This window comes from Caldisericum sp., from assembly GCA_022759145.1.
GTDB lineage: Bacteria > Caldisericota > Caldisericia > Caldisericales > Caldisericaceae > Caldisericum.
On sequence record JAEMPV010000039.1, the window covers coordinates 1 to 4,074 of the forward strand.

Below are 4,074 nucleotides of genomic sequence, written 5' to 3' on the forward strand. Positions count from 1 at the left end.
GGATTACCTCATATGGTACAATACTCAAAGACCTCATAAGAGTTTAAACAATTTGGCACCAATAGAAATTCTCTCAAATATTATCCGGGGTCTCAAATGTATGTAACTCGAAAAAAGTATTAACTTTTTTTAATTTTGCTATAATTAAAATAGGTGCTTTTTTAAATTGAGGAGGCGGGAATAAAATGAAGAAAAAAATTTTGAGAATTCTGACTGCCCTTGTACTTTTAATGAATTTGATTCCTTGGGCAAAAGTTATTGCAGCCCCAAGTGTCACTTCTGTAAGCCCATCAAATAATCAAACGGTTAATGTTGGAAACGAAGCAATCTACAAAATAACAATTCAGAATACTTGTTCTCAATCGGATATTTTTAATGTTACCTATTCTCCAACCGACTCACACTGGAGTGTTTCACTTTTTAAAAGCGACAATTCAACACCTCTTTCTGATATGAACGGCGACGGAATAGTTGACACAGGAAGTGTCGCCTCAGGCGGTAATGTAGATATTTATGTTCATGTTAAACCTGATTATGCAGTTTGCAACAATTCCCAGTATGCACTTACGCTTACTTTCACTTCCACTAATGGTAATTGTGGAGGAAGCGCGAACGCAACTATTACAACTACAGCAATACACAGGGGAAACCTTGTAGTAACAAAAGAAGTAAGTCCAACTGAAGCAAAAGTTGGTGATACGGTTACCTGGACAATCCACATAAAAAATACAGGACAAGACCCAATTGACAATGTTCATGTAACAGATACCTTAGGAAGTGGAATTTCAAATCCTTCAAATTTTGTTTACAATCCTCAACCAGCAGGCTCTTTCCCAACTTGGGCATATAATGAAATTCCTGCAGGAAGCGACTACACAATTTCGTTCCAAACACAGGTTTTTAACTGTTCTAATGCCTACAACGAAATTGATGCCTGGTGGGGAATTGATGAGAACAATAAATGCCAAACGCAGCATGTTATTCAATCAGTAAAAATTATTCCAACAACGCCTGATATCCAGATTACAGTTCCAAATATTTCTGTTCCTTATTGTGGTTCAACAGATGTAACTATTCCAATAAAAAATAATGGTGATGGAGTTGCAAAAGGTTTTAAATTAAAAATAGATAAGATACCTTCTGGCTACCAGATTTCAAATATTGGTGTAAATTGGAGTTATGATTCAAATACAGGCGAATTTACTTATCTTGGGGGATCTCCTCAAGGCACAATTGCTCCAAACGAAACAGTAAATTTAACCTTCACCGTTTCGATGCAACAAGGTGCATGCACTCTTCCATCGTCAACTCTAAAGTATTTTGCAGAATATTACGATCCGTGTGATAATTTATTTGTAAATCCATCTCAACTTGGTTCAATTTCTGTTACAGGCAATGGTGCCTACTTTACAATAACTAAGAGTGGACCAGACCCTGTTGATATAGGAGAAACAAATAAGACATATACTATATCAGTTACTTATCATAAGGGAAATTGCTCAAACGATACCGCTACTGTTGATATAGTGGATACATTACCAACCCCATTTATCCCTCAATCCTCTTCAAATGGAGGAGTTATTAACGGTCAAGAGGTGAAGTGGGATAACATTACCTTACAAGATGGAGTTACTCAAAACTTTACAATTACTTTTAATGTAACAACAGACCCTTGTTATGCAGGTGCAGAATATACTAACACAGTTAAGCTTACTGGTCCAAATGGAGAAACGTTAACTGACTGTTGTGGATGCCCAATTCAAAATCCTTCTGCAAGTTTTAGCACATATGTAAATGACCCCTCAAATGCTATTACGGACTCATCAAAAACTGCAAACCCGTCGTCAATAGAAGTCGATTGTTCAACTGATACAGGTTCTTATACAAACCCATCAGGCAATCCCGACTCACATAATGATAGAAGATACACTGTTGAATACGATTTTAATACAGGAACAAATGCACCATCAAGTTGGAATGGGATAATTTTTGAAGACCAATTGAATAATAACCAATACACAAATTCATCTATTGCGAACATCGAAATTCAGGTTGACTGTGGAAGCGGATTCCAAACGGTAACAGGATGGAGCGTTATATCATATCAACCAACACTCAAGATTGATTTAAGCGGACTTCAAACTTGTGCACCTAATACAGGTGCTAAATTAAAAATTTCATTTACTGCAAGAGCAACACAAACAAATGACTCAAACAATTCATCCGTTGATTACGATTACATTGATTGGTCAACACTTGAGATACCAGGATTTCCAAGAGGATGTTCTAATGACCCAAAATATTATGAAGGAGTTAGAGTAACAGATTACAGAGCAAATTTAACTCTTTCAACAAGTTTACCTCAAATAGTTGAAAAATGTGCAACTTACAACCTGACCATTAATTTTACAAGGGAAAATGCGAATGTTGACCATGCAGATTTAACTTTAACTCTTAACGGATTTAAATATGTTTCAGGCTCAACTACATATAGTAACGGTGGAAGTTGGTGCTCTGGAACAAAAGGAGAGCCTACTGTTAATGGGAACACTCTAACCTGGTCATCAGATCAGATAAACGAAATATCTTCAAATGGTTCAATAACAATTCAAATTAAAAAGGATTGCTCAGATAATGCTTCTTTAACGGTTTCATCAAATTACCTTGATAATTGTGGAAAGTCTCACTCAGCAAGTAACTCAGCCTCTTCTACGCTTGTAAAACAAGCGGTTCTTTATACTAAAGTTACACCGCAATTAAACTTTGCATATGCGCACACAGTTGATTGGAAAGTATTTGTGACAAATGGTGGGGATGGGACTGCAAGGGAAATTATTTTAACAACAACTCTTGGAAGCGGTTTGGAATTTAATAGCGATGGCGCCTATATAAAAATTGGAAGCACAACATACAACTACGGAGACCCAGCAATAACCTGGCCTTCAAATGGTTCAACCGGAACATTAACCTGGAATTTAGGAAATCTCACCATCGACCCTGCTACTAAAATCGAAATTTATTTTAAAACAGATGTTAATAGCTGTGATGAAAATAATTTAACAGTTCAAGCAAGCGCAAGTTGGTGTGGTTGTCAAACTTCAAGCACAGATACAGGTAGAGTAAGCCTTCCTACTTCCTATGCGCTTGTAACTATCACCAGTGCAAATGTTTATCTTTGTGGAAATGGAACCGTTGAAGTTTCAATTAAGAATCCAGGCGTAACTCATATATACAATGTCGTTTCTCACACTTACCTTCCAAAATACATAAGGTACAAAGCAAATTCTGCACAATACTCTTATAATGGTGGAACATATCAAAGTGCAGGGAATCCAACAGAAACACAAATTACATCAGGCGATTATGCGGGTGGTTGGGAACTTGTCTTTAACTCTTCGAATATACCGAATTTTGGAGATCTTGCACCAAACGATGAAATAAAAATTAAGTTTGAAGTTGAGACTGACACAAACTATCAATATCCTTCTTGTAATTTCTTTAAAGGCACGTTCAAAAAGATAAAATCATTTGCAAATTTTGCGAAACTCTGTGATGTTAACAATATAAGCGAAACTTCAAACATCTATGAAAGAGATTTTACAACATTTGCACCAAATCTTTCAATAACTAAAAATGTAGTTGAAATTGATGGACACTCTGTTTCCCCGACTCCATGGTTCCCAAGAGAACTTGGAAAAAGTGTAGTTTTTGAAATAAACATCACAAACAATGGAAACCTTTCAACAGTAAGGACGAACTTTGGCGATGTCTTTAAAGCACCGCTTAGACATCCTCTTATTGTTAATTCCGCCCAATATTCTTACGATGGATCAACTTACCAGAATATCCCCTGGGATATAAATGATGGAGGAGAACCTGATAATTCTGTTTATATATGGAATAATATCGAAAGTGATTTAGGTCATGGCATTGAGCCTGGGAAAACGCTTACACTAAAGATTACAGCAACAATTGATTCGAGTTGCACAACATATAATGCTCATGAAATTTCTGAGGTATGGACAGGATGCTCTGATTTAACAGATATGACCGTTAGTAACCTATTGCAATGGA

1 protein-coding gene is annotated in these 4,074 nt (G+C 36.4%); it reads left to right on the forward strand.

What is annotated here, in order from left to right:
• Positions 1-185 precede the first annotated feature (185 nt).
• Positions 186-4,074, forward strand: a 3,889-nt coding sequence (locus JHC30_02555) for a DUF11 domain-containing protein (protein ID MCI4463036.1), incomplete at its 3' end; no start/stop codon positions are given.